Origin of the sequence: Streptomyces sp. MBT65 (assembly GCF_016612545.1) — a bacterium.
In the GTDB taxonomy this organism is placed as follows: Bacteria; Actinomycetota; Actinomycetes; order Streptomycetales; family Streptomycetaceae; genus Streptomyces.
The window spans coordinates 1-23386 of sequence record NZ_JAENRY010000109.1 but is presented as its reverse complement, the minus strand read 5'-3'; the positions used below and the strand labels follow the sequence as shown (position 1 = coordinate 23386).

Annotated in this window: 22 protein-coding genes and 2 pseudogenes; 18 read left to right on the top strand and 6 right to left on the bottom strand. The window is 70.8% G+C overall.

Annotated features, from left to right (window positions below; all coding sequences use genetic code 11):
* The first annotated feature begins 37 nt into the window (after positions 1-37).
* Together JHN63_RS24900 and mycP are read left to right on the top strand one after the other, a co-directional pair.
* Positions 38-835, top strand: a complete 798-nt coding sequence (locus tag JHN63_RS24900; RefSeq protein WP_307781971.1) for a hypothetical protein — start codon at positions 38-40, stop codon at positions 833-835.
* Entirely contained in the window at positions 832-2007 is a 1176-nt protein-coding gene (gene mycP / locus JHN63_RS24895; protein ID WP_200684320.1) for a type VII secretion-associated serine protease mycosin, read from the top strand. The genes JHN63_RS24900 and mycP overlap by 4 nt, the downstream gene beginning before the upstream one ends.
* Positions 2008-2090: 83 nt before the next feature.
* On the opposite strand, the gene JHN63_RS24890 is transcribed toward mycP, so the two are convergent.
* Positions 2091-3098, bottom strand: a complete 1008-nt coding sequence (locus JHN63_RS24890) for a serine hydrolase (RefSeq protein WP_200684311.1) — start codon at positions 3096-3098, stop codon at positions 2091-2093.
* A 150-nt stretch (positions 3099-3248) separates the two neighbouring features.
* On the opposite strand from JHN63_RS24890, the gene JHN63_RS24885 reads away from it, so the two are divergent.
* Positions 3249-3983: an SseB family protein gene (locus JHN63_RS24885; protein ID WP_200684309.1), complete on the top strand. Its 735-nt coding sequence runs from the start codon at positions 3249-3251 to the stop codon at positions 3981-3983.
* 4 nt (positions 3984-3987) lie between these two features.
* On the opposite strand, the gene JHN63_RS24880 is transcribed toward JHN63_RS24885, so the two are convergent.
* Positions 3988-4359, bottom strand: coding sequence for a DUF1844 domain-containing protein (locus tag JHN63_RS24880; RefSeq protein ID WP_200684307.1), 372 nt, complete (start codon positions 4357-4359; stop codon positions 3988-3990).
* 339 nt (positions 4360-4698) lie between these two features.
* Here JHN63_RS24880 and infC point away from each other — a divergent pair.
* The 10 genes and pseudogenes from infC to JHN63_RS24830 all read left to right on the top strand — a co-directional run bounded on the left by infC (position 4699) and on the right by JHN63_RS24830 (position 15790).
* Positions 4699-5449: pseudogene (infC, locus tag JHN63_RS24875) on the top strand (translation initiation factor IF-3).
* A 108-nt stretch (positions 5450-5557) separates the two neighbouring features.
* Positions 5558-5752, top strand: coding sequence for a 50S ribosomal protein L35 (gene rpmI / locus JHN63_RS24870; RefSeq protein ID WP_073499621.1), 195 nt, complete (start codon positions 5558-5560; stop codon positions 5750-5752).
* A 112-nt stretch (positions 5753-5864) separates the two neighbouring features.
* Positions 5865-6248, top strand: coding sequence for a 50S ribosomal protein L20 (rplT, locus tag JHN63_RS24865; RefSeq protein ID WP_019066261.1), 384 nt, complete (start codon positions 5865-5867; stop codon positions 6246-6248).
* Positions 6249-6447: 199 nt separating this feature from the next.
* Positions 6448-7287 carry an RNA methyltransferase gene (locus JHN63_RS24860; RefSeq protein WP_200684305.1) on the top strand — a complete coding sequence of 280 codons (840 nt, stop codon included), beginning with the start codon at positions 6448-6450 and terminating at the stop codon, positions 7285-7287.
* Positions 7288-7343: 56 nt separating this feature from the next.
* Positions 7344-8471, top strand: a complete 1128-nt coding sequence (locus JHN63_RS24855; RefSeq protein WP_200684303.1) for an ATP-binding protein — start codon at positions 7344-7346, stop codon at positions 8469-8471.
* 155 nt (positions 8472-8626) lie between these two features.
* A complete protein-coding gene (gene pheS, locus JHN63_RS24850; protein ID WP_200684301.1) occupies positions 8627-9754 on the top strand; it encodes a phenylalanine--tRNA ligase subunit alpha in 1128 nt (375 codons plus the stop codon).
* Positions 9754-12258 carry a phenylalanine--tRNA ligase subunit beta gene (gene pheT, locus JHN63_RS24845; protein ID WP_200684299.1) on the top strand — a complete coding sequence of 835 codons (2505 nt, stop codon included), beginning with the start codon at positions 9754-9756 and terminating at the stop codon, positions 12256-12258. The genes pheS and pheT overlap by 1 nt, the downstream gene beginning before the upstream one ends.
* 192 nt (positions 12259-12450) lie before the next feature.
* Positions 12451-13605 (top strand): PP2C family protein-serine/threonine phosphatase, encoded by a 1155-nt coding sequence (locus JHN63_RS24840; protein WP_200684297.1) that lies wholly within the window; start codon positions 12451-12453, stop codon positions 13603-13605.
* Positions 13606-13803: 198 nt separating this feature from the next.
* Entirely contained in the window at positions 13804-15144 is a 1341-nt protein-coding gene (locus JHN63_RS24835) for a transcriptional regulator (protein ID WP_200684295.1), read from the top strand.
* 76 nt (positions 15145-15220) lie between these two features.
* Positions 15221-15790: an NUDIX hydrolase gene (locus JHN63_RS24830; RefSeq protein WP_200684293.1), complete on the top strand. Its 570-nt coding sequence runs from the start codon at positions 15221-15223 to the stop codon at positions 15788-15790.
* Here the strand turns inward: JHN63_RS24830 and JHN63_RS24825 are convergent.
* Positions 15787-16044: a hypothetical protein gene (locus tag JHN63_RS24825; RefSeq protein ID WP_200684291.1), complete on the bottom strand. Its 258-nt coding sequence runs from the start codon at positions 16042-16044 to the stop codon at positions 15787-15789. The genes JHN63_RS24830 and JHN63_RS24825 overlap by 4 nt on opposite strands.
* A 208-nt stretch (positions 16045-16252) precedes the next feature.
* Positions 16253-17113, bottom strand: a complete 861-nt coding sequence (locus tag JHN63_RS24820) for a 3-hydroxybutyryl-CoA dehydrogenase (RefSeq protein ID WP_200684289.1) — start codon at positions 17111-17113, stop codon at positions 16253-16255.
* Positions 17114-17282: 169 nt separating this feature from the next.
* Here JHN63_RS24820 and JHN63_RS24815 point away from each other — a divergent pair, with 169 nt between their 5' ends.
* Both JHN63_RS24815 and JHN63_RS24810 read left to right on the top strand, forming a co-directional pair.
* Positions 17283-18527, top strand: a complete 1245-nt coding sequence (locus tag JHN63_RS24815) for a glycoside hydrolase family 10 protein (RefSeq protein WP_200684287.1) — start codon at positions 17283-17285, stop codon at positions 18525-18527.
* Between the two features lie 102 nt (positions 18528-18629).
* A complete protein-coding gene (locus JHN63_RS24810) occupies positions 18630-18830 on the top strand; it encodes an FAD-binding protein (RefSeq protein WP_200684273.1) in 201 nt (66 codons plus the stop codon).
* A 17-nt stretch (positions 18831-18847) separates the two neighbouring features.
* Here JHN63_RS24810 and JHN63_RS24805 read toward each other — a convergent pair whose 3' ends face one another.
* Positions 18848-19786: a DMT family transporter gene (locus tag JHN63_RS24805; RefSeq protein WP_200684271.1), complete on the bottom strand. Its 939-nt coding sequence runs from the start codon at positions 19784-19786 to the stop codon at positions 18848-18850.
* Here JHN63_RS24805 and JHN63_RS24800 point away from each other — a divergent pair.
* On the top strand, positions 19785-21224 hold the full coding sequence (locus tag JHN63_RS24800; RefSeq protein ID WP_200684269.1) for a PLP-dependent aminotransferase family protein: 1440 nt from the start codon (positions 19785-19787) through the stop codon (positions 21222-21224). The genes JHN63_RS24805 and JHN63_RS24800 overlap by 2 nt on opposite strands.
* Before the next feature lie 6 nt (positions 21225-21230).
* Here the strand turns inward: JHN63_RS24800 and JHN63_RS24795 are convergent, their stop codons facing one another.
* Positions 21231-21857 (bottom strand): DUF6461 domain-containing protein, encoded by a 627-nt coding sequence (locus tag JHN63_RS24795; protein WP_200684267.1) that lies wholly within the window; start codon positions 21855-21857, stop codon positions 21231-21233.
* A gap of 91 nt (positions 21858-21948) precedes the next feature.
* Between JHN63_RS24795 and JHN63_RS24790 the strand changes: the two genes are divergently transcribed.
* Both JHN63_RS24790 and JHN63_RS24785 read left to right on the top strand, forming a co-directional pair.
* The gene (locus JHN63_RS24790) at positions 21949-22407 is read left to right on the top strand and encodes a GNAT family N-acetyltransferase (RefSeq protein WP_200684265.1); all 459 of its coding nucleotides are present in this window, start codon (positions 21949-21951) and stop codon (positions 22405-22407) included.
* Positions 22408-22511: 104 nt separating this feature from the next.
* Positions 22512-23023, top strand: a pseudogene (locus JHN63_RS24785) (histidine phosphatase family protein).
* The last annotated feature ends 363 nt before the right edge of the window (positions 23024-23386 follow it).

Sequence of the window (23386 nt, the reverse complement as noted above, 5' to 3'; positions counted from 1 at the left end):
CACGACACAGACACCGACCGCGGCGGTACGGGACCGTATCCGGCCCCCAACCGCCGCGGTCGGTGTCTGTGTCGTGCTCGGTCTCGGGCTCATCGGCGGTGCGGTGACCGGGAGTTGGCTCACCGGGGAGGACGGGGTGGACGGCGGGGCCAGTACGTTCGCCGCCGCCGGGCAGTTGTGGCACAGCGTGCCCGTCGATCAGCTCTTCCCGCCCACCGTGCAGGGACAGGGTGCCGGCCCCGGCGGCGCCGACCGCACCTGGACCCGGATCGCCGTCGCCCCGGACACGGGGTGTGCGGGCGCCTTCGACCCGCTTCTGCGCGACGCCCTCGCCCCGGTCGGCTGCCAGCGGCTCCTGCGCGCCACCTACACCGACGCCACCCAGAGCTATGTCACCACCGTCGGCATCCTCTTCACCAAGGCCGACATCACGACCATGACCGCCCTCTCCACCCGGTTCAAGAAGGAGAACCTCGGCAACCGGACCGACCTCATGCCCCGCCCGTACGCCGCCAAGGGCACCCTCGCCGCCGCCTTCGGCGACAAACAGCGCGCCTCGTGGACCGTCTCCGTCCTCACCGACGCCCCCGTCGTCGTCTACGCCGTCTCCGGCTGGGCGGACGGCCGTACGGTCGACGCACCCGAACCCGCGGACGAGGCCGTCACGTCCGGCGGTACCACCGCCCCCGCCCAAGCCGGTCTCGGCAACGAGGCGCAGGGTCTCGCGGACCGCGTCGAGCGGAGCCTGCGCAAGACCGTCGACTCGCCCTCGGGGACCTCGAGGACCGCAGAGACCTCGACGACCTCAGAGACCTCGGAGAAGAAGACCTCATGAGCGTCACCGTCCGCCGGGCCGGTCTGCTGAGCGCCCTCCTGGCCGCCTCCCTCGCCCTCGTCCCGTCCACCGTCGCGCACGCCGACGGCATACGCGCCCAGGAATGGGCCCTGGACGCCATGCACACCCAGGAGGCCTGGCAGACCACCAAGGGCAAGGGCATCACCGTCGCCGTCCTCGACACCGGCGTCGAGGCCGACCACCCCGACCTCACCGGCAACGTCCTCACCGGCAAGGACATGGTCGGCTTCGGCGCCAAGCCGGGCGACCGCGCCTGGGCCCGGCACGGCACCGCCATGGCCGGCATCATCGCCGGCCACGGACACGGCCCCGGCGACGACGACGGCGTCATCGGCATCGCCCCGGAGGCCAAGATCCTCCCCGTCCGCGTGATCCTCGAAGACGGCGACTCCGCCCGCGCCAAGGCCCGCACCACCCGCGGCAACGCCCTTGCGGACGGCATCCGTTGGGCCGCCGACCACGGCGCCGACGTCATCAACCTCTCCCTCGGCGACGACTCCGCCTCCGCCCACCCCGAGCCCGCCGAGGACGAGGCCGTGCAGTACGCCCTGAAGAAGGGCGTCGCCGTCGTCGCCTCGGCCGGCAACGGCGGCGAGAAGGGCGACCACGTCTCCTACCCCGCCGCCTACCCGGGCGTGATCGCCGCGACCGCCGTGGACCGCTTCGGCACCCGCGCCTCCTTCTCCACCCGCCGCTGGTACGCCACGGTCAGCGCCCCCGGCGTCAACGTCGTCATCGCCGACCCCGACCACAAGTACTACGAGGGGTGGGGGACCAGCGCCGCGTCCGCCTTCGTGTCAGGCGCGGTGGCGCTGATCAAGGCGGCCCACCCGGGGCTCACCCCGGCCCAGATCAAGAAGCTCCTCGAAGACACCGCCCGCAACCCCCCGGCCGCCGGCCGCGACGACTCCCGCGGCTACGGCTTCATCGACCCCGCCGCCGCCATCAAGGCCGCCGCCCGCCTCAAGTCGACCGACCTGCGCGCCGCCGCCTACGGCAAGAAGTACTTCGGCTCCGGCCCGGACGCCGCCAAGACCGACAGCGACACCTCCGACTGGGCGGGCCCCCTCGCCGGCAGCGTCGGCGGAGTCCTCCTCGTGGCCGCGGTCGTCCTGTGGCGCGGCCGCCGCCGACACCCCGAGGCCTTCTGAACACAGCGGTGAGCAGGGGCAGTTGACCGGGCGGCAGTTGAGCGGGCGCGGTCCCGGAAGCCCGCCGAAGCAGGCGCGCGCCGTCAGTCCGTCGCCGTCGCCGAAGCAGCCGTGGACGAGCCGCTGCTCTTCCCGAACGCCGCGACGCCCGCCTTCGCCGCCGCCTCGATCAGGGTGATGCCCTTGGTCTGGGTCGTGCTGCCCTTCGACAGGACGGCGATCAGGTACTCGTCGCCGTCCGTGCCGGTCACCCGGCCGATGCTGTTGACGTCCCACAGCCCGGTCGTGCTCCGCGCCAGCCAGCCGTTCTTCAGCCGCCACTTGGAGCCGTCGGCCGCCGCCGACACGCCCCACTGCTGGTCCGCCTCTATCTGCCCCATCAACCCCTGGATGTACGACTTCGAGGCCGAGCTCAGCTTCGAGTCGTCCCCGAACACCTGCTGGAGCAGGGTGAGTTGATCGGCGGCAGTGGTCTGGGTCAGCCCCCAGAGCGGGCCGTCGCCACCCGTGGTGCCCGTCAGCCCGAACGTCTTGTTGGCCGCGTCGAGCCCGTCCGCCGTGCCGATGATGTTCCACAGCGCGGTCGCGGAGTCGTTGTCGCTGTTCTCGATCATCGTCGTGGCGTACGACTTCTCGGTCGCCGTCAGCTGCCGGCCCGCGTCCTGCGCCTGGAGCAGCAGTGCCGCCAGGATGTCGACCTTGACGATGCTCGCCGTGTCGAAGGCGGCGCTGCCGTACGCGGCGCTCTCGCCGGAGGTCAGGTCGAGGACGGCGACGGACACCTTCTGGTCGCCGGTCGGGATCACCGACTTCATGGAGCCGGCCAGCAGCGCGTCGTAGTCCACCGTCGGCTCCGCCACAGGTTCCACCGCTGCCTCCCCGCTCCCGGACGCCGATGCCGACGCCGAGGCCGCCGGTGCCTTGGACGACGATGACGATACGGGGCCGGAGTGGGCCTGTGCCTTCACGTACACGGTCCCCGCCGCCGTGACGCCCACGACGGCCACGGTGGCCAGGGCGATGTGGAGCAGCGGACGGCGCCCGGAGGGACGCGCGCGGTGGCTTCGGCGGGCGGCTCTGGAAGACTCCATGTCCGCGATGGTGGGGGCGGCGACTGTGCGCGACGTGAGACGGAAGTTAGAGGTCTGTCAACGGTGTCTGAGAAACGTGTGAAAGCTGTGTCCCCCGCGTTTCAGGGCCCGCACAAGCCCTGCAGCATCCCCCCGATAGGGTCGGTCACCGTGGCGAACAAGAACATTCCCGACTCCGGCTACTCCGACGACGACGGCTCGGCCGACCCCGGACTGAGCGCGGCGCTCGCCGCCTGGAGCGCGGACCGCACCGCCGTGGGACCCGTCCTGGAGGCTCTCAAGGGCGCCCGGCTGCTCGTGCCCGTGGTGGCCGTGCTCGGCGAGGTCGAGGAGGACGAGAACGGGCTGCGCCGCGAGAAGACCAGCGACATGGCCGTGCCCACCCTGAAGGCCGGCGGCCGCACCGCGCTGCCCGCCTTCACGTCCACCGACTCGCTGGCCCGCTGGGACCCGGCGGCCCGGCCCGTGGCCGTACCGCTGCACCAGGCTCTGCAGGCCGCCGCGCACGAGAAGGCGGACACGGTGGTGCTGGACCTGGCGGGGCCGGTGCCCTTCGAACTGTCCGGGCCCGCGTTGCTGGCCCTCGCCGAGGGGCGCACGAGCGTCGACCCGCTCGCCGACCCGGCGGTGGTGGAGGCGGTGCGTGCCGTGGTCGGCGACGTGCGCGCGGTACTGCGGGCCTACCTCGGCCCCGGCCGGGGCGACGGCACCCTCGCGCTGGTCTTCGAGGACGCCGTGCCGCACGACGCCGGCGTCCACGCGGTCGCCCGCCGCCTCGCCGCCGACGAGACGCTGAGGGCCCGCCTGGTGCGCGGTCTCGACCTGGCGGTCCTGCCGGCCGGGACGACGCCTCCGGGCGAGCCCTTGTACGTACGTATGGGATGAGCTGCTAGCCGTAGATCGGGCCCGTGTACTTCTCGCCCGGGCCCTGACCCGGCTCGTCGCGGACGAGGGACGCCTCGCGGAACGCCAGCTGGAGGGACTTCAGGCCGTCGCGCAGCGGGGCCGCGTGGAACGAGCTGATCTCGGTCGCGCTCGCGTCGAGGAGTCCGGCCAGGGCGGTGACCAGCTTGCGGGCCTCGTCCAGGTCCTTGTACTTGTCGCCCTCCTCGGTCAGGCCGAGCTTCACGGCGGCGGCGCTCATCAGATTGACGGCGACCGTCACGATCACCTCGACCGCCGGGACCTCCGCGATGTCGCGGGCCATGGCGTCGAAGTCGGGGGCGTCAACATCGGGGGACTCGGGAGGCGTGTCACTCATGCCCCACACGATAGGGCCCGGTGTACGGCGGTTCGCACCACCCCCGGGGAGCTGCTAACCTTGTGTGATGACCGGCCAGGCACTGCTGTGCCCGGCCAACAAGTGGAGGCTCCGATCTCCCACCTGACTGTCCTCACGGACGGCGGGTCACCCCGGTCAGGCGGTCACCATCGTTCCGTACGGACGATGGAGTCGCCCGAAAGCGCGCCCCGCGATCATCGCGGCGGTGCTCCGGCAGTGTTTTGGAGCCCCGTCTTGTGATCGTCCGGGGCATTTTTTGTGTTCCGGCGCGGTTAGGTCTGTCTACCAAAGACAAACGCGGCCGTCCGCCAGATGGCCGTGTGGTGCTAACCGAGGAGGATCCATCAGCACCGAGCCCCGTATCAACGACCGGATTCGCGTTCCCGAAGTGCGACTTGTCGGTCCGAGCGGCGAGCAGGTCGGAATTGTTCCGCTTGCCAAGGCCCTTGAGCTTGCGCAGGAGTACGACCTGGACCTGGTCGAGGTTGCGGCGAGTGCACGTCCGCCGGTCTGCAAGCTCATGGACTACGGGAAGTTCAAGTACGAGTCGGCCATGAAGGCCCGTGAGGCGCGCAAGAACCAGGCGCACACGGTCATCAAGGAGATGAAGCTCCGGCCGAAGATCGACCCGCACGACTATGACACCAAGAAGGGTCACGTCGTCCGGTTCCTGAAGCAGGGCGACAAGGTCAAGATCACGATCATGTTCCGTGGTCGCGAGCAGTCCCGGCCGGAGCTCGGCTACCGACTGCTGCAGCGTCTCGCGACGGACGTCGAGGACCTCGGGTTCATCGAGTCGAACCCGAAGCAGGACGGCCGAAACATGATCATGGTGCTCGGCCCGCACAAGAAGAAGACCGAGGCGATGGCCGAGGCCCGTGAGGCTCAGGCGGCTCGCAAGGCGGAGGCGAAGGCCAACCCGGGCAAGTCGCAGAACGCCGCGGAGTCCGACTTCGAGGGCGAAGGCGTCGACGGTGAAGTCATCGAGGGCGAGGACATCGCCGACGAGGACGTCGCTGGCGAGGTCGAGACCGTCGAGGCCCCGGCCGAGGCTCGCGCCGACGCCTGATCCCCGGACGCCAGTCCAGGGATGTAACCGAAACAAGAGCGACGCTCCACCTGTGCCCGGTTTCACGACCGGGCACCGGAGCGCCACCGACGAGGAGATAACGGCGCTATGCCGAAGAACAAGTCGCACAGCGGTGCCAGCAAGCGCTTCAAGATCACCGGCTCCGGCAAGGTGCTCCGCGAGCGTGCCGGCAAGCGCCACCTGCTCGAGCACAAGTCGTCCCGCGTGACGCGGCGCCTCACCGGCACTGCCGAGATGGCCCCGGGCGACGCCAAGAAGATCAAGAAGCTTCTCGGCAAGTGACGTACGCGGCGCGTGATCAATAGATCTTTTCGCGCCGTACGTCTGGACCGGGACCCCATCGATTCCGGGCCGTGTGAGTCCAACCACGGCCCCGCTACAAGGAGTTAAACAAGTGGCACGCGTCAAGCGGGCAGTCAACGCCCACAAGAAGCGCCGGGCGATCCTCGAAGCCGCCTCCGGCTACCGCGGTCAGCGTTCGCGCCTGTACCGCAAGGCCAAGGAGCAGGTCACCCACTCGCTGGTCTACAACTACAACGACCGCAAGAAGCGCAAGGGCGACTTCCGTCGGCTGTGGATCCAGCGCATCAACGCGGCTGCCCGCGCCAACGGCATCACGTACAACCGCTTCATCCAGGGTCTGAACGCGGCGAACATCGAGGTCGACCGCAAGATCCTCGCGGAGCTGGCCGTCAACGACGCCGGTGCGTTCGCCGCGCTGGTCGAGGTTGCGCAGAAGGCGCTGCCGAGTGACGTCAACGCGCCCAAGGCTGCGTGACGCTGCGCCGGCTTTGCCGTGATGTGAAGGGCCCGCAGGTTATTAGCCTGCGGGTCCTTTGTTGCTGGCCGGCCCGGGTCGTTGTTGGGTGCGGGTTCGTTGTGGCTAGGTGCGCCCACGCGGCGGAGCCGCACATCGATACAGCCCCGCGCCCCTTAGGGAAATATCGTTGGCCTGAGATTTGAAGGTGAAGCAGAACATGTCCCCCGACCTCATCTCTCCTCGCTCCGCTCGCGTCTCTGCCGCCCGGCGGCTCGCCAAGCGGAACTTTCGGAGTAGGGAGCGGCTGTTCCTGGCCGAGGGGCCGCAGGCCGTGCGGGAAGCGGCGGGGTACAAGGACACGCTTGTCGAGTTGTTCGCGACCGTTGAGGCCGCGGAGCGGTATGCCGACATCGTCGGGGAGGCCCGTGATGCCGGTGCTCGGGTGCATCTCGCGGATGAGCAGGTCATCGCTGACATCTCTACGACCGTCACTCCGCAGGGGCTGGTCGGGGTCTGTCGGTTCGTCGACACCCCGTTCGAGGAGGTCCTGAAGGGGCGGCCCAAGCTCGTCGCCGTTCTCGCCAACGTGCGTGATCCCGGCAACGCCGGCACCGTCCTGCGGTGCGCCGATGCCGCCGGTGCCGAGGCTGTCGTACTGACGGACGCTTCTGTCGATCTTTACAACCCGAAGGCTGTACGGGCCTCTGTGGGCTCCCTGTTCCACCTGCCCGTCGCCGTCGGAGTGCCCGTCGACCAGGCCGTGGCCGGGCTCAAGGGGATCGGGGTGCGGATTCTCGCCGCCGACGGGGCCGGGACCGACGACCTCGACGACGAGTTGGACCAGGGCACCATGGGCGGGCCCACCGCGTGGGTGTTCGGGAACGAGGCGTGGGGGCTCCCGGAGGAGACCCGCGCACTCGCGGACGCCGTCGTGCGGGTTCCGATCCACGGGAAGGCCGAGAGCCTGAACCTGGCCACCGCCGCCGCCGTATGTCTGTATGCGTCGGCCCGGGCACAGCGCGCCTCCGGAGGGTGCCGCTCCGTCACCCACAGCTAGTAGGGTGACCAGCTCGGGGGCCACCTGCGCCGTATGAGAAGAGGTGGGGTACGGGGATGACTGTCGGCACGAGCAGCGCGCCGGGAGCACGGGGTGTGCCCCGGCCGTCCGGGGCCCGGCACGACGACCTCGGCATCGACCCCGACGAGCTGGCCGACGGCCTGGTCATCGCCGACGAGCAGGGGCATGTGGTCTGCTTCAACGCCGCCGCCGAGCGCATCACCTCCGTCGCCGCCTCCGACGCCCTGGGGCAAAGGCTGGAGAAGGCCCTTCCGTTAGAGGACCTGGAGGGGCGCCGCTGGTGGCAACTGACCGATCCCTACGGGGGGTTGGCCATCCGGGTGCGGCAGCCGGAGCGGAATCTGCTGCTGCCGGGCGGGCACGAGGTTCTGGTCACCGCGCGCTATGTCCGTGCGGAACCACTCGGTCCGGTCCGCCGGGTCGTCGTCTCGCTGCGGGACACCGAGGCGCGTCGCCGTACCGAGCGCAGTCACGCCGAGCTGATCGCGACCGTCGCCCATGAACTGCGTTCGCCGCTCACCTCCGTCAAGGGCTTCACCGCGACCCTGCTCGCGAAATGGGAACGCTTCACCGACGACCAGAAGCGGCTCATGCTGGAGACCGTCGACGCCGACGCCAACCGCGTCACCCGGCTCATCGCCGAGCTGCTCGACATCTCCCGCATCGACTCCGGACGGCTCGAACTGCGCCGCCAGCCCGTCGACATGGGCGCGGCCGTCGGCCGTCACATCCAGGCGTACGTCGCCGCGGGCCAGACCGCCGACCGGTTCCTGCTCCGTGTCGAGCAGCCGCTGCCCGACCTGTGGGCCGACCCGGACAAGGTCGACCAGGTGCTCAGCAACCTGCTGGAAAATGCGGTGCGCCACGGCGAGGGAACCGTCACTATCGACGTCACGGCCTCGGCCTCGCCCCGCGAAGGGGAGGAGACCGGCACCTCGGTGACGGTGAGCGACGAGGGCCCAGGCATCCCGGAGGAGTCCATGAACCGCGTCTTCACCCGCTTCTGGCGGGGCAGCAAGCGCGGTGGCACGGGCCTCGGTCTGTACATCGTCAAGGGCATCGTCGAAGCCCACGGCGGCACCATCACGGTCGGCCGCGCCCCCGGCGGCGGCGCCGAGTTCCGATTTATGTTGCCCGTGGGCACCCCGGCGTACCTCCAGTAACCGCCGACGAGGCCCCACGGGCGCGGTCACCTGCCTCACCCCCGTTAGACTCGGCCTTTGGCACCTTTGCGTCCCCGTTTCAGGGACGACGACGCGTCCCCCGAGTCGAGTCGGGACGGGGACCATCCGCCAGCCAACCGGAAGCACGGGAAGAGATGTCGGCACCGAATAAGTCGTACGACCCTGTAGAGGTCGAGGCCTTGAAACCGGAAGAGATCGAGCGCATGCGGGACGAGGCGCTCGCCGCCTTCGCCGCCGCCGGTGATCTCGACGCGCTCCAGGAGGCCAAGGTCGCCCACACCGGCGGCACCTCCCCGCTCGCCCTCGCCAACCGCGAGATCGGCGCGCTGCCCCCGCAGGCCAAGGCCTCGGCGGGCAAGCTCGTCGGGCAGGCCCGGGGCGCCGTCAACAAGGCCCTCGCCACCCGCCAGACCGAGCTGGAGGCCGACCGCGACGCCCGCGTCCTGGTCGAGGAGGCGGTGGACGTCACGCTGCCGTACGACCGCGTCCCGGCCGGCGCCCGGCACCCGCTGACCACGTTCATGGAGCGGGTCGCGGACGTCTTCGTGTCCATGGGGTACGAGATCGCCGAGGGCCCCGAGGTCGAGGCGGAGTGGTTCAACTTCGACGCCCTGAACTTCACCCCGGACCACCCGGCCCGGCAGATGCAGGACACCTTCTTCGTCCAGGGCCCCAAGGGGACTGACGGGGACGAGTCGGGTGTCGTGCTCCGTACGCACACCTCGCCCGTGCAGGCCCGCGCCATGCTGGACCGGGAGCCGCCGGTCTACATCGTGTGCCCCGGCCGTGTGTACCGCACGGACGAGCTGGACGCCACGCACACCCCGGTCTTCCACCAGATCGAGCTCCTCGCCATCGACGAGGGCCTGACCATGGCCGACCTCAAGGGCACCCTCGACCACATGGTCCAGTCGCTCTTCGGCGCCGGGATGAAGACCCGGCTGCGGCCGAACTACTTCCCCTTCACCGAGCCGTCCGCCGAGATGGACATGCTCTGCTACGTCTGCAAGGGCGAGTCCGTCGGCAACCCCGACCGCCCCTGCCGCACCTGCTCCTCCGAGGGCTGGATCGAGCTGGGCGGCTGCGGCATGGTCAACCCGCGCGTGCTCGTCGCCTGCGGTGTGGACCCGGAGAAGTACAGCGGTTTCGCCTTCGGGTTCGGCATCGAGCGGATGCTGATGTTCCGCCACAACGTCGAAGACATGCGAGACATCGTCGAGGGCGACGTCCGGTTCACCCGGCCGTTCGGGATGGAGATCTGATGCGCGTCCCGCTTTCTTGGCTGCGGGAGTACGTCGACCTGCCGGCGACGGAGACCGGCCGCGACGTCCAGGCCAAGCTCATTTCCGTCGGCCTCGAGGTGGAGACCGTCGAGCAGCTCGGCGACGGCCTCAAGGGCCCCCTCGTCGTCGGCAAGGTCCTCACCATCGAGGAGCTGGAGGGCTTCAAGAAGCCCATCCGCTTCTGCACGGTCGACGTCGGTCAGGCCAACGGCACCGGTGAGCCCCAGGAGATCGTCTGCGGCGCGCGCAACTTCGCCGTCGGCGACAAGGTCGTCGTGGTCCTCCCCGGCGCGGTCCTGCCCGGCGACTTCGCGATCGCCGCCCGCAAGACCTACGGCAAGACCTCGCACGGCATGATCTGCTCCGGCGACGAGCTGGGCATGGGCGACGACGGCTCGCACGGCATCATCGTGCTGCCGCCCGAGCACGAGGTCGGCACCGACGCGATCGAGCTGCTCCAGCTCGTCGACGAGGTCCTCGACATCGCCGTCACGCCCGACCGCGGCTACGCCCTGTCGATCCGCGGCGTCGCCCGCGAGACCGCCACCGCCTACGGCCTCGCGCTGCGCGACCCGGCCCTGCTGGACGTACCGCAGCCGAACGCCTTCGGCTACCCGGTCCAGGTCGCCGACCCGATGGGCTGCGACCGCTTCACCGCCCGCACGGTGACCGGCCTCGACCCCGAGGCCCGCTCCCCGCTCTGGCTGACCCGCCGCCTCCAGAAGGCGGGCATGCGTCCGATCTCGCTCGCCGTCGACATCACCAACTACGTGATGCTGGAGCTCGGCCAACCCCTGCATGCCTACGACCGCTCCCGCGTCCAGGGACCGATCGGAGTGCGCCGGGCCGAGCAGGGCGAGAAGCTCGTCACCCTTGACGGTGTCACGCGCACGCTGGACGCCCAGGACCTGGTGATCACCGACGACCGCGGCCCCATCGGCCTCGCGGGTGTCATGGGCGGCGCCAACACCGAGATCGACGACACCGAGAACACCACCACCGAGGTCGTCGTCGAGGCCGCCCACTTCGACGCGCTCTCCATCTCGCGCACGGCCCGCCGCCACAAGCTGGCCTCCGAGGCGTCCAAGCGCTTCGAGCGAGGCGTCGACCCGCAGGCCGCGTCGGCCGCCGCCCAGCGCACGGTCGACCTCCTGGTGCTCCTCGCGGGCGGCACGGCGGACGCGGGCGTCACCGAGGTCATCGCGCCCTCGGCCCCGCACACCATCACCATTCCGGCCGACCACCCGGACAAGGTGGCGGGTGTCGACTACGGCCGCGAGACCGTCGTACGGCGTCTCCAGGAGGTCGGCTGCGACGTGTACGGGCAGGACGAGCTGATCGTCACCGTCCCGTCCTGGCGTCCCGACCTCACCGACCCGAACGACCTGGCCGAAGAGGTCATCCGCCTGGAGGGCTACGAGAACCTGCCCTCCACGCTCCCCAAGCCCCCCGCGGGCCGGGGCCTGACCGACCGCCAGCGGCTGCACCGCCGGGTCGGCCGCGCCCTCGCGGGAGCCGGTTACGTGGAGGCGCCCAACTACCCCTTCGTCGGCGAGCACGTCTTCGACCAGTTCGGCCTGGCCGCCGACGACCCGAACCGCAAGGTCGTCAAGCTCGTCAACCCGCTCTCCGACGAGGAGCCCGCCCTCCGTACGACGCTGCTGCCGGGGCTGTTGGGTGCGCTGCGCCGCAACGACGGCCGTGGCTCGCACGACCTCGCGCTCTTCGAGACGGGTCTGGTCTTCCACCCGCGCGAAGAGCTGAAGATCGCGGTACGGCTGCCCGTCGACCGGCGTCCCACCGACGAGGAGATCGCCTCCCTCACCGAGGCGCTCCCGGTCCAGCCCCGGCATGCCGCGGTCGTCCTCACGGGCGCCCGCGAGCAGGCCGGCTGGTGGGGCAAGGGGCGTCCGTCCGACTGGGCCGACGCGGTCGAGTCGGCGCGGTCGCTCGCGCGTGAGGCCGGTACCGAACTCATCGTCCGCAAGGGCCAGTACGGTCCCTGGCACCCCGGCCGCTGCGCCGAACTCGCGGTCGTAGTCGAGGGAGTTGAGCAAGTCATCGGCTACGCCGGGGAGTTGCACCCCGGTGTTCTGAAGACGCTCGGTCTGCCCACGCGCACCAGCGCGATGGAACTGGACCTGGACGTCCTGGAGTCGGCGTCGGCGGGTGTCCCCAAGGGCCCGAAGATCTCGACGTTCCCGGTCGCCACGCAGGATGTCGCGCTGGTCGTCGACGTCGCGGTTCCGCAGACGGACGTCGAGGGCGCGTTGCGTGAGGGCGCGGGTGAACTGCTGGAGTCGATCCGGCTGTTCGACGTGTACGAGAACGCGGCGCAACTGGGCGAGGGGAAGAAGTCCCTCGCCTACGCACTGCGGTTCCGCGCCGCGGACCGGACACTGACGGTCGACGAGGCGTCGGCGGCCCGGGACGCCGCGGTGGCGTTGGCGGCCGAGCGCACGGGAGCCGTACTGCGGGGTTGATCGCTGGAGGGGCCGATTCCGTATCGATACGGCCCCTACCTGCATAAATGCACCTGTCTCATGCCGCCTCACTCGTTCGGGTGAGAAGTTCGGGCGATCTGGCCCGATCGGGGCATGCGGTCGACAGAATCGGACCGGCCTTTCGGGGTCGGTCCGATTGCGCTGTCGGGGCCTATTTGGGGGGCCACAGGCATGATCCGCATCAAGGCTGGGGTTCCCCGCAGGCCGCGCCCGAGGACGCGTGCCCGCCGTCCGCTGCGCAGGGCACTCGCCCTGGGGCTGCCCACGGTCTGGGGCGCCATGGCGATCACCTATAAACTCACCTGCCCGCTCGCCCAGCAGAACAGCCTGGGCGCACGCATCGTCACCAGTGCCGTGTTCTTCGCGGTCGGCACCGGTCTCATCGTCCAGGTCCGGCGCTCACTGCTCCGCGAACTCAGGCAGATCCGCCAGATCGCGGGCGCCGCCCAGAACGCGCTGTTGCGCCCACTCCCACCCCGGCTCGACGGCCTGAACATAGCCGCCGCCCAACTGTCCGCCGAACGCGGCGCGGTGGTCGGCGGCGACCTGTACGAGGTGATCGCCACCGAGCACGGTGTACGGGTCGTGATGGGCGACGTCCGCGGCCACGGCATCGCCGCGATCGGCACGGTGGCGGCCGTCCTCGGCAGCTTCCGCGAGGCCGCCCACGACGAGCCGGACCTCGCGGGTGTCCTACGACGGCTGGAGCGGGCCCTCGCCCGCCATCTGCGCGAACGCGCCCGCGCGGAACACCCCGCGTCGGGCGGCCTCGACCCGGACAGCCCGGTCGCCGAGGAGTTCGTGACCGTACTGCTGCTGGAGATCGGCGGGGACGGCGAGATCAGCGCCCTCAACTGCGGTCATCCGTGGCCGTATCTGCTGAGCGGGGGAGGCGTGCGGGCCCTGGCTCGCGCGGACCCGCTCCCGCCGCTGGGCCCGTTCCCGCTGCCGGCGGAACTGCCGTTCGTCTGCTGCGGCCAACTCCTGCCGGGGGAGGCGCTGTTCCTCTACACGGACGGAGCGGAGGACGTCCGTGACGCACGGGGCCGCTTCTTCCCGCTGAAGGACGCGCTGGCAGAGGTGGTGGGCCAACACCCGCTGCCGATACCGCAGTCGGTGCTGGGGTCGGTCTTCTCCGCACTGCTCCGGCATACGGGCGGCACCCCGACGGACGACGTGGCGATGCTCGTCGTGCGCAACGACCGCAAGGCCGCCTGTCCCCACCTGGGGGCGCGGGGCAGTGACATCAGTGGCTCCGCCGCGGGCGCGCGCCCAGCCACGACGCACCCGCACTCGACCAACTACCCACAGCACAACGGCGTTTGATGGCCACCGCAAAGCCAGGCCGCCGCACTTACGAGGGGGAGCCGGCGGCCCGGCCGGCCTCTTGCGAGGCAATCCAGTCAACCGGTCGGAAACTCTCCGCAACAGCGCGCACACACCACGGATTCGCGCACTCCATTCACACCCGGTGTGAACCGAACCGCACTACTCTGTCCGCACCGAGTCACCGGGGGGCCATCCATGCAGCCCAACACACTCCTCGACGCGATCCTCGACGAGGCGGGAATCTCGCACGCGGGACTGGCCGCCCATGTGAACCAGGCCGGCCGCGCCCGAGGGCTCGCACTGCGCTACGAACACACGGCTGTGGCACGGTGGTTGAAGGGCCAGCGCCCGCGGGGCCAGGTCCCCGACCTGATCTGTGAGGTCCTCGCGACCCGTCTGCACAGACCCGTCACCCTCGACGACATCGGCCTCGGCGTACCGGGCGAACCGTCCACCCCGCACGGCACCTCCCTCTCCGGCTTCGTCGAGCGGGCCACCGCCCTGTGGCGCTCCGACGAACAGCAGCGCCCGCACCTCCTCGGCGCCCCCGCGGTCACCGGTACGCCCGCGGTGATGCCCGTCTGGGAGTGGGAGAACCCGCCCGACGACGTGGACGTCTCGCGCGGCGGCCGGCACCGGGTGAGCATGGCCGACATCGAGATGCTGCGCGCGGCCCGCGCCCACTACGAGCAGATGTACCGCAAGGCCGGCGGCGTGGCGACCCGCACCCGCATCGTCGGCTTCCTCAACTCCGAGACCGCCCCGCTGCTGCGCGGCAGCTACACCGACGCCACCGGCCGCCAACTGCACCGGGCCACCGGCGGGTTGGTGGCGATCGCGGGCATCTGCGCCTACGACTCCGACGCGCACGGACTCGCCCAGCGTTACTTCCATCAGGCGCTGCGGCTCGCAAAGGCCAGCAACGACAGGGGCCTTGGCGCGTACGTCATCGCGCTGCTCGTCAACCAGTCGCTGTTCATGCGGGAGTTCCGCCAGGCCGTCGCCTTCGCGGAGGCCGCGCTGCGGGCCGCCGGCCGGCAGATCACCCCGGCGCTCGCCTCCGACCTCTACGCGATGCAGGCGAAGGCGTACGCACACCTCGGCGACGGCACGAGCGCCCTGTCCTGCATCCGCCGTGCCGAGCAGGCCGCCGAACGCATCCGGCGCGGATACGAGCCCGACGAGACCGGCTATGTCCAGCCGGGCCTCGTCAACGTCCAGGTGGCGGAGGCGCTGCTCAGCCTCGGCGATCTGACGGCGGCGGGGGAGCACGCCATGGCGGCCGTGGACACTCCGGCGCACGACCGGGGCCGGGTGCACCGCCTCGCCATGCTCAGCCAGATCGAACTGCGCCAGGGCAACGCCGACAAAGCGGTGGCCACCGCCGTGCAGATGGCCGAACAGGCCAGGGGGATGGAGTCCCAGCGACTGCGCGACAGACTTCGCGCGGTACGCGAGTACCTGGTGCGCAGCGACTGCGCGGGTACGGCGGAGGCGGCCGAACTCATCGACGGGGCACTGCGCGTACCGCTGTAGACCGACAACTCCTGGACGTCCACGACACAGTCCCTGCTGCGATATTGCCACTTACTCGACGGAAGGTGGCAGAACCGTGCAGTGGACGAAACAGAACGAACAAACTGTGTACTCAAACCGCTGGTTCAGCGTCAATCTCGCGGATGTCGAACTACCCGACGGCCGGCACCTCGACCACTTCCTGATTCGGCTGCGCCCGGTGGCCGTGGCGACGGTGGTCAACGAGGCCAACGAAGTACTCCTCCTGTGGCGGCACCGCTTCATCACCGACAGCTGGGGATGGGAGCTCGCGGCCGGCGTCGTGGAGGACGGCGAGGACATCGCATGCGCGGCCGCCAGGGAACTGGAGGAAGAGACCGGCTGGCGGCCGGGGCCCCTGCGCCACCTGATGAGCGTGGAACCGTCCAACGGGCTCACGGACGCCCGGCACCACATCTACTGGGCCGACGAGGGCGAGTACACCGGACACCCCGTGGACGATTTCGAGTCGGACCGCCGGGAGTGGGTTCCGCTCAAACTCGTACCCGACATGGTCGCCCGCGGGGAGGTCCCGGCCGCCAACATGGCGGCCGCACTACTGTTGTTGCACCACTTGAGGCTGGGGGAGGACGCCCCTCGAACTCCCGCCCGGCGCCCAGGCGTCTAGCGTCCCAGGACCTGCCAGATCGTCACGACGAGCGCGCCCACGGCGGTCAGTGCGGCGATCGCCGGCAACGGCCAGCGCGTGTGCTCCAGTGCGACGATCCGCGCGCTCAGCTCATCCACTTCCTTGTCCGTCTCCTCGGTGCGATGGCTGAGCAGCGCCAGCCCTCCCTCGACCCGCGCGTAGGCGACGTCGAGGCGGCGGCGTAACTCTGCGAGTTCTCCATGGACCACGGGATGCTCGGGGTCGGCGCTCACGGGTCCGCTCCTTTCCGTAGTCGGAACATCCCTTGCATGCGCATGAAGAGTCAACTCGCCTGGTGGACAGCGGGGGAGAGTGTGCGGGCGGCATATGCGGGCCCGGCGCGCACACGGTGTGTGAATGGCGCGGGCCCGGCACTCCGAAGAGTGCCGGGCCCGTAACAGCCGCCGTGTCACGGTGAGTTGCCGCGACGAACGGCGGCGCTCAGCCGTAGGTGTAGAACCCCGAGCCGGACTTCCGGCCCAACCGCCCCGCGTCGACCATGCGTTGGAGCAGCGGGGGAGCGGCGTACAGCGGTTCCTTGTACTCCTCGTACATCGAGAAGGCGACCGAGGCGACCGTGTCCAGGCCGATCAGGTCGGCCAGCTTCAGCGGGCCCATCGGGTGGGCGCAGCCCAGCTCCATGCCGTTGTCGATGTCCTCACGGCTGGCGATGCCCGACTCGAACATCCGGATCGCGGAGAGGAGATAGGGGATCAGCAGCGCGTTCACCACGAAGCCGGAACGGTCCTGGGCGCGGATCGCGTGCTTGCCGAGCACCTTCTCGGCGAAGAGCTGGGCGCGGCCGAGCGTGCCCTCGGAGGTGGTCAGCGCCGGGATCAGCTCGACGAGCTTCTGCACCGGCGCCGGGTTGAAGAAGTGGATGCCGACGACCTGGTCGGGGCGCGAGGTGGCGACCGCGAGCCGCACCAGCGGGATCGAGGAGGTGTTGGAGGCGAGGATCGCGTCGGGACGGGTCACGACCTGGTCGAGCACCTGGAAGATCTCGGTCTTCACCTGCTCGTTCTCGACGACCGCCTCGATCACGAGGTCCCGGTCGGCGAACTCGCCGAGATCGGTGGTGAAGCTGAGCCGCGCCTGCGTCTCGGCCAGTTCCTCGGCGGAGATCTTGCCGCGTTCGGCGGCCTTCGTCAGCGAGTTGAACAGCCGGGTCCGGCCGATCTCCAGGGCCTCGCCGGTGGTCTCGGCGACCTTCACGTCCAGGCCGGAGCGGGCGCACACCTCGGCGATACCCGCGCCCATCTGGCCGCAGCCGACCACTCCGACGCGCTCGATGTCGGTCACATCGTCCCCTTCGCTGCTGTTCGGGCTCTGGTGGAACCCCGTTGTCCGGAGTCTGCTCCGATCGTGCACGTTACCCGCAAGTATCGATGATCGATCGCCGGGGTCGGGCATCCTGGGGCGCGGAGACGATCCGTGACGGCACGGATCCACAGCGTATGGGGGTGTGCAGATGGGGCGATTGTCACGTCGGGCGTTCGCGATGGCCGCGCTGTCGACGCTGGGCACGACCGGCAGCGCGGCGGCGGAGCCCGGGCGGGTGCCGGTGCCGGCCGGGCGTCCGCGCGCGGTCACTGAGATGCGGGGTGTGTGGCTGGCGACGGTCGCCAACCGCGACTGGCCCTCCCGCCCGGGTCTCACGCCGGACCGGCAGCGCACCGAACTGATCGCCCACCTCGACGCTGCGGTTCGCGACCGCCTCAACACGGTGATCTTCCAAGTACGGCCCACCGCCGACGCGTTGTGGCCCTCGCCGTACGAACCCTGGTCCCAGTACCTGACCGGCACCCAGGGCGTGGCCCCCGGCTGGGACCCGCTGAAGACGGCCGTGGAAGAGGCGCATGTGCGGGGGCTGCAACTGCACGCCTGGTTCAACCCGTACCGGATCGCCAACAACACCGACCCGACCAAGCTCGTCGCCTCGCACCCCGCGCGCAAGCACCCGGACTGGGTGGTGGCGTACGGCGGGAAGCTCTACTACAACCCCGGGCTGCCGCAGGTCCGCGCCTTCGTCGAGCGCGCGATCCTCGACGCGGTGAAGAAGTACCCCGTGGACGCGGTCCACTTCGACGACTACTTCTATCCGTACCCGGTGGCCGGCCAGACCTTCGACGACGACGCGGCCTACGACAGGTACGGCGGCGGCTTCACCGACCGGGCCGCGTGGCGCCGCGACAACATCGACAAGCTGATCCGCGAGACCGCTGCCCGCATCCAACAGGTGCGCCCGGGAACGCAGTTCGGGATCAGCCCGTTCGGCGTGTGGCGCAACCTCGCGACCGACGCGCGCGGCTCCGACACCCGGGCGGGGGTGCAGACGTACGACGACCTCTGCGCGGACACCCGGAGGTGGGTGCGTGAGAACTGGATCGACTACATCGTCCCGCAGCTGTACTGGAACATCGGCTTCGCCGCCGCCGACTACGCCAAGCTGCTGCCCTGGTGGGCGGAGGTCGCGCGCGGCACGAAGACACGGCTCTACGCCGGTGAGGCGCTGTACAAGGCGGGCGACCCGGCGCAGCCCGCGGCCTGGCAGGACCCGGCCGAACTGTCCCGGCACCTCACCCTCGCCGCCAGGTACCCCCAGGTCGGCGGGCATGTCTTCTTCGCCGCCCGGGAGGTGGCGGTGGACCCGATCGGCGCGATGGCCCGCGTGGTCGCCGACCACTACCAGCAGCCGGCGAAACCTCCGCGCTGACGGCGGCTCCGGGCGCGTGAACCTCATTCCTGTCCTGCGCGTGGCGACAGACATGAGCAATGGCCTCTCCTCGGGGACCCGGCCCCGCAGGAGCTGATCACGATGCGCGTACTGATACCCGGAGCCGGCCCGACCGGGCTCGTCGCGGCGATGGCGCCGGCCAAGGAGGGGCAGCGGGTCACCGTCGTCGACCGGGACCCGCCGCCGCCCGTCGGCGGTCCCGACCAGGTCTTCGCGGACTGGAAGCGGCCGGGAGTGGGGCAGTTCTCCACGGCCGTGGGAGCCTCACCCACCTCTTCCTGACACCACTGCCTCAGACCTCAACTCCGGGCCCGCTGCGTGACGGCGATGCACACCAGCACCGCCGCCGCGGTCAACGGGGCGGCCACCGTCAGGTGTTCGCCGAGCAGCACCGACCACACCAGGGTGAGCAGCGGCTGGGCCAGCTGCAACTGGCTCGCCTTCGGGACGCCGATGGCCGCCATGCCCCGGTACCAGACGACAAGACCGAGGAACTGCGAACCGGCGGCGACCCACAGCAGCCCGGCCACGCTGTGCGCGGTGAGGTGCGGGGTGTCGTACGACAGCGCGATCGCGGCGGCGGGCACGCTCAGCGGCAGGCACAGGACCAGCGCCCAGGCGATGACCTGCCAGCCGGGCATGACCCGGGCCAGTCGGCCGCCCTCGGTGTAACCGGCCGCGCAGACCAGCAGCGCGGCGAGGAGATACAGGTCGGCGGTGCTCACGGCGCCGCCGCTCTGCTGGACCGTGAACGCGAGCACCGCGCCGGCGCCCGCGAGCGCGGCCGTCCAGAAGGTGCGCGAGGGGCGGATGCCGGTGCGCAGCGCGGACAGGGCGGCGGTCGTCAGCGGCAGCAGGCCGACCACCACCGCCGCGTGCGCGGTGGTCGACGTCTCCAGCGCGAGCGTGGTGAGCAACGGGAAACCGACCACCACTCCGCCCGCTACGACGGCCAGCCCGGCCCGGTGCCGACGGCCGGGCACGGGGACCCGCAGCGCCAGCAGACAGCCGCCCGCGATGACCGCGGCGAGGACACTGCGCACGGCCACCAGCGACCAGGCGCCGAAGCCCTCCAGCCCCCAGGCGGTGGCGGGGAAGGTGAGGGAGAAGGCGATCACACCGAGCGCGGCCTGGACGGTACCGGCGCGGACGCCGGGTGCGGGGGCCTGCGCGGCGGGGGTGGTGTCGGTGCTGACCGCTATCGGGCTCGGGGCAGTAGCGCTATCGTGTGCTCTCATGCAAGAGCGTAGCAGTGTCGGAGAACTGGCCCATCAGCTGCGGCGGGAGCTCGACCGCTACTCTCCAGGTGGAAAGCTGCCGTCCAGTCGGGCGCTCGTGGAGCGGTTCCGGGTGAGCCCGGTGACCGTCTCGCGCGCCCTCGCGCAACTGGCCGCCGAGGGGCTGGTCGTCACCCGGCCCGGCGCAGGCGCGTTCCGGGCGACGCCCCGCCCCGCGACCGCCGCGGCGAGGGACACCTCCTGGCAGGAGGTCGCGCTCAGCGCGGACGGCACCGCCGATCTCGTACCGCGCACGGTGGACGCGTCCGCGGTCCTGGCCACGCTGGCCGCCCCGCCGCCGGGCGTGATCGAGTTCAACGGCGGCTATCTGCACCCCTCCCTGCAGCCCGAGCGGGCGATGGCGGCGGCCCTGTCCCGGGCCGGCCGCCGCCCCGGCGCCTGGGGCCGGCCACCGATGGAGGGCCTGCCGGAACTGCGCGAGTGGTTCGCGCGCAGCATCGGCGGCGCGGTGACGGCCGCCGACGTCCTGGTCAGCACGGGCGGCCAGACCGCGCTCACCACCGCCCTGCGCGCCCTCGCCCCGCCCGGCGCACCCGTCCTCGTCGAATCCCCCACGTATCCAGGCATGTTGGCGATCGCGAGGGCCGCCGGGCTGCGCCCGGTCCCGGTGCCGGTGGACGCGGACGGCGTGAAACCGTCCCTGCTCGCCGACGCGTTCCGCGCCACCGGCGCCCGGGTGTTCGTCTGCCAGCCCCTGTTCCAGAACCCGACCGGCGCGGTCCTCGCCCCCGCCCGCCGCCCCGAGGTCCTGCGCATCGCGCGCGACGCGGGCGCCTTCGTCATCGAGGACGACTTCGTACGACGGCTGGTGCACGAGGACGCGGGCCCGCTGCCGCGCCCACTGGTCGCCGACGACCCCGACGGAGTCGTCGTCCACGTCGGCTCGCTCACCAAGGCGACCTCGCCCAGCTTCCGGGTCAGCGCACTCGCCGCGCACGGCCCGGTACTGGAACGTCTGCGCGCCATCCAGGTCGTCGACACCTTCTTCGTCCCCCGCCCGCTCCAGGAAGCGGCCCTCGAACTCGTCGGCTCCCCGGCCTGGCCACGCCATCTCCGCGCGATCTCAACGGAGTTGAAGACCCGCAGGGACACGATGACCACCGCCCTGCGCCTGGAACTTCCCACCTTCTCCCTCCCGCACATCCCCTCCGGCGGCTACCACCTCTGGCTCCGCCTCCCCGACGGCATGGACGAGTTGTCGCTGACGACGGCGTCCCTCCGGTCGGGCGTCGCCATCACCCCCGGCCGCCCCTACTTCAGCGCCGAACCCCCGGCCGCGCACGTCCGGTTGAGCTTCGCGGCGGTCGCGGGGACGGGGGAGATCACGGAGGGCGTACGACGACTTCGGGCGGCCTGCGACGAGGTGCTCCGGCCTTGAGACGCTCTAGTCCCGGGGTATCGGCACCAGGGCGCCGGTGAACTCCAGGGACGCAAACAGCTCCGGTGTCAGGCGGACGCCCGTGACGCGATGAGAGAGGGCGAAGGCGGCCTCGGTGTGCAGGTCGTAGCTCTCGTCCTCTTCCTCGTCCTCGCTCAGCTCGAAGCCCGACTCCCGCATCTCGGCGAGGAGCTCGTCTGCGTGGCTGCCGTCCCGGGCGTAGGCGAAGAGCGGCTCGAAGTGCAGCCGTGTCTCCCCGTCCTCGAACCAGTAGAAGTGGTCCATCGCGTTCACGTTGCGGAAGTGGGAGACCACCGTGCGTCCGCGCGAGACCGGGAGCATGGCCGCGCCGGTGACGCCCACGAAGCCGTTGTACTCGACCATCAGCGACCACTCGCCGAGCGCGGCGACGCCGACGAACAGCGGGTCCCCGTCGTGGTCGTCCCACGACGTGTACGACGGCTCGCGCAGGGCCTGGACACCGCTGACCCGTATGCCCGGTTCCGCACCCAGCTCATGGAGCAGCCGGTCCGGGGTGATCGCCCGGACCAGGGTGACGCAGTACGCCTCCATCAGCGAGGCATACCGCTCGCGGAGCCAGGTGTAGTCGTCGGCTGTCGTCGTCCGTGTCATGTTCCGAAGCCTGCCACCCGCCACTGACAACGCCCGAGCCGCAGGGGAAAACCGCTCGACGTCGACCGCCGTGGCCTGCGATTCTCCGCCCATGAACGACATTCCGAGCCTTCCCGACGACCTCCCGAGCCTCCCCGACGGCTACGAGTTCTCCGGGGACTCCGCCCGCGTCGACATCGACCGCACCCACCACTGGCTGTCCACCGACACCTACTGGGCCAAGGACCGCCCCCGCGAGCAGCACGAGCGCGCGGTCGCGTCCTCGCTGAACTACGGGGTGTACGACACGGCTTCGGGGGAGCAGGTGGCGTACGCGCGTGTGGTGACCGACGGGGCGTTGTTCGCGTGGCTGTGCGATGTGTACGTGGCCCCGTCGGCGCGCGGCAAGGGCATCGGTACGGCGTTCGTCGGCGCCGTACGTGAGGAGCTGCGGCCGTTCGGACTCCGGCGGATCCTGCTCGCCACGCACGACGCCCACGGGGTGTACGAGAAGGTCGGATTCAAGCCACTGGAGCAGCCCGACCGGTGGATGGCCCTGTATTTCGAGTGAGTTGTCCGCCTGGTCCTGACCTCGAAGTAAGGTTTCGCCAACCCTGGGTAACTCTCCTCCGGCACCCCTTGACCTCGCTACTTCGGCGGGATCACGATCGCCGCATGCCTCTTCGGGTCACGTTCGTCGCCGCCGCGCGCAGCTCCCCGCTGCTCGCGGAGCGTTTCGAGGACGACCGCCCGCTGGACCAGGCGGGCTGGGACGAGGTGCAGCGCGCCGTCCCGGCCCTGCTGCCGCTGGCGGCGGCGGAGCTGCGCTACTGCTCGCCGACCCCGCGCAGCCGGACCACCGGCGACGGCCTCGGTTACACCCCGCTGGTGCAACTCGCCCTGCGGGACTGCGACATGGGCCGCTGGCGCGGGCTGACCCTCGGCGAGGCGATGGCCCGCGAACCGGCCCTGGTCGACGCCTGGCTCGCCGACCCGCGCTCCACCCCGCACGGCGGGGAGTCCCTGCTGAGCTTCATCGCCCGCGTGGGCGGCTGGCTGGACACCAGACCCTTCGAGGANACTGGAACATCGACGTACGCCCCCTGTCGACCACCACGGTCACCGGCCACGCGGGCCGCTGGAACCTACGGTTCGACGCGGCGTCGGTACAGCCGACGCGGGCGTAGGGCGGGGCTGTTGGCGGTGGGGGTGGTTGCCGCCCGGTGCGAACTGACTTGGGGGCGGGCCGGGTTCGGTGAGGCCTGTCGCAGGCACGCGCGCCGGGTGGGTGAGGGGCGAGGCTTGTTGCCGTGCGGCCCCGCGGCCCCGCGTGCGTGGTCGATGCGCACTCCGGATCGAGCGGGCAGGCTTCGCCGGCGCCCGGTTCACGCCCCCGTGGCCGCAGTGAACTCCACGTGAAATCAGCCAGGTTGGTGGACGTTCTGCCCACGCCCGAGCACCCGCTACGAACTCCTCCCGAGATCGCGCAGGTTAAGTGGCATCGATTCCGCGTCCGTGTGGTCGATGCGAACTGCACCGGGAATCAGCCA

Bases quoted from the DNA above. Each gene is read 5' to 3' on its own strand.
- JHN63_RS24835 (WP_200684295.1), top strand. From the start codon at position 13,804: ATGCAGCCCAACACACTCCTCGACGCGATCCTCGACGAGGCGGGAATC.
- mycP (WP_200684320.1), top strand. From the start codon at position 832: ATGAGCGTCACCGTCCGCCGGGCCGGTCTGCTGAGCGCCCTCCTGGCC.
- JHN63_RS24880 (WP_200684307.1), bottom strand. From the start codon at position 4,359: ATGAGTGACACGCCTCCCGAGTCCCCCGATGTTGACGCCCCCGACTTC.
- JHN63_RS24805 (WP_200684271.1), bottom strand. From the start codon at position 19,786: ATGAGAGCACACGATAGCGCTACTGCCCCGAGCCCGATAGCGGTCAGC.
- JHN63_RS24840 (WP_200684297.1), top strand. From the start codon at position 12,451: ATGATCCGCATCAAGGCTGGGGTTCCCCGCAGGCCGCGCCCGAGGACG.
- JHN63_RS24790 (WP_200684265.1), top strand. From the start codon at position 21,949: ATGAACGACATTCCGAGCCTTCCCGACGACCTCCCGAGCCTCCCCGAC.
- JHN63_RS24855 (WP_200684303.1), top strand. From the start codon at position 7,344: ATGACTGTCGGCACGAGCAGCGCGCCGGGAGCACGGGGTGTGCCCCGG.
- JHN63_RS24890 (WP_200684311.1), bottom strand. From the start codon at position 3,098: ATGGAGTCTTCCAGAGCCGCCCGCCGAAGCCACCGCGCGCGTCCCTCC.
- JHN63_RS24810 (WP_200684273.1), top strand. From the start codon at position 18,630: ATGCGCGTACTGATACCCGGAGCCGGCCCGACCGGGCTCGTCGCGGCG.
- pheS (WP_200684301.1), top strand. From the start codon at position 8,627: ATGTCGGCACCGAATAAGTCGTACGACCCTGTAGAGGTCGAGGCCTTG.
- JHN63_RS24815 (WP_200684287.1), top strand. From the start codon at position 17,283: ATGGGGCGATTGTCACGTCGGGCGTTCGCGATGGCCGCGCTGTCGACG.
- JHN63_RS24800 (WP_200684269.1), top strand. From the start codon at position 19,785: ATGCAAGAGCGTAGCAGTGTCGGAGAACTGGCCCATCAGCTGCGGCGG.
- JHN63_RS24795 (WP_200684267.1), bottom strand. From the start codon at position 21,857: ATGACACGGACGACGACAGCCGACGACTACACCTGGCTCCGCGAGCGG.
- rpmI (WP_073499621.1), top strand. From the start codon at position 5,558: ATGCCGAAGAACAAGTCGCACAGCGGTGCCAGCAAGCGCTTCAAGATC.
- JHN63_RS24860 (WP_200684305.1), top strand. From the start codon at position 6,448: ATGTCCCCCGACCTCATCTCTCCTCGCTCCGCTCGCGTCTCTGCCGCC.
- pheT (WP_200684299.1), top strand. From the start codon at position 9,754: ATGCGCGTCCCGCTTTCTTGGCTGCGGGAGTACGTCGACCTGCCGGCG.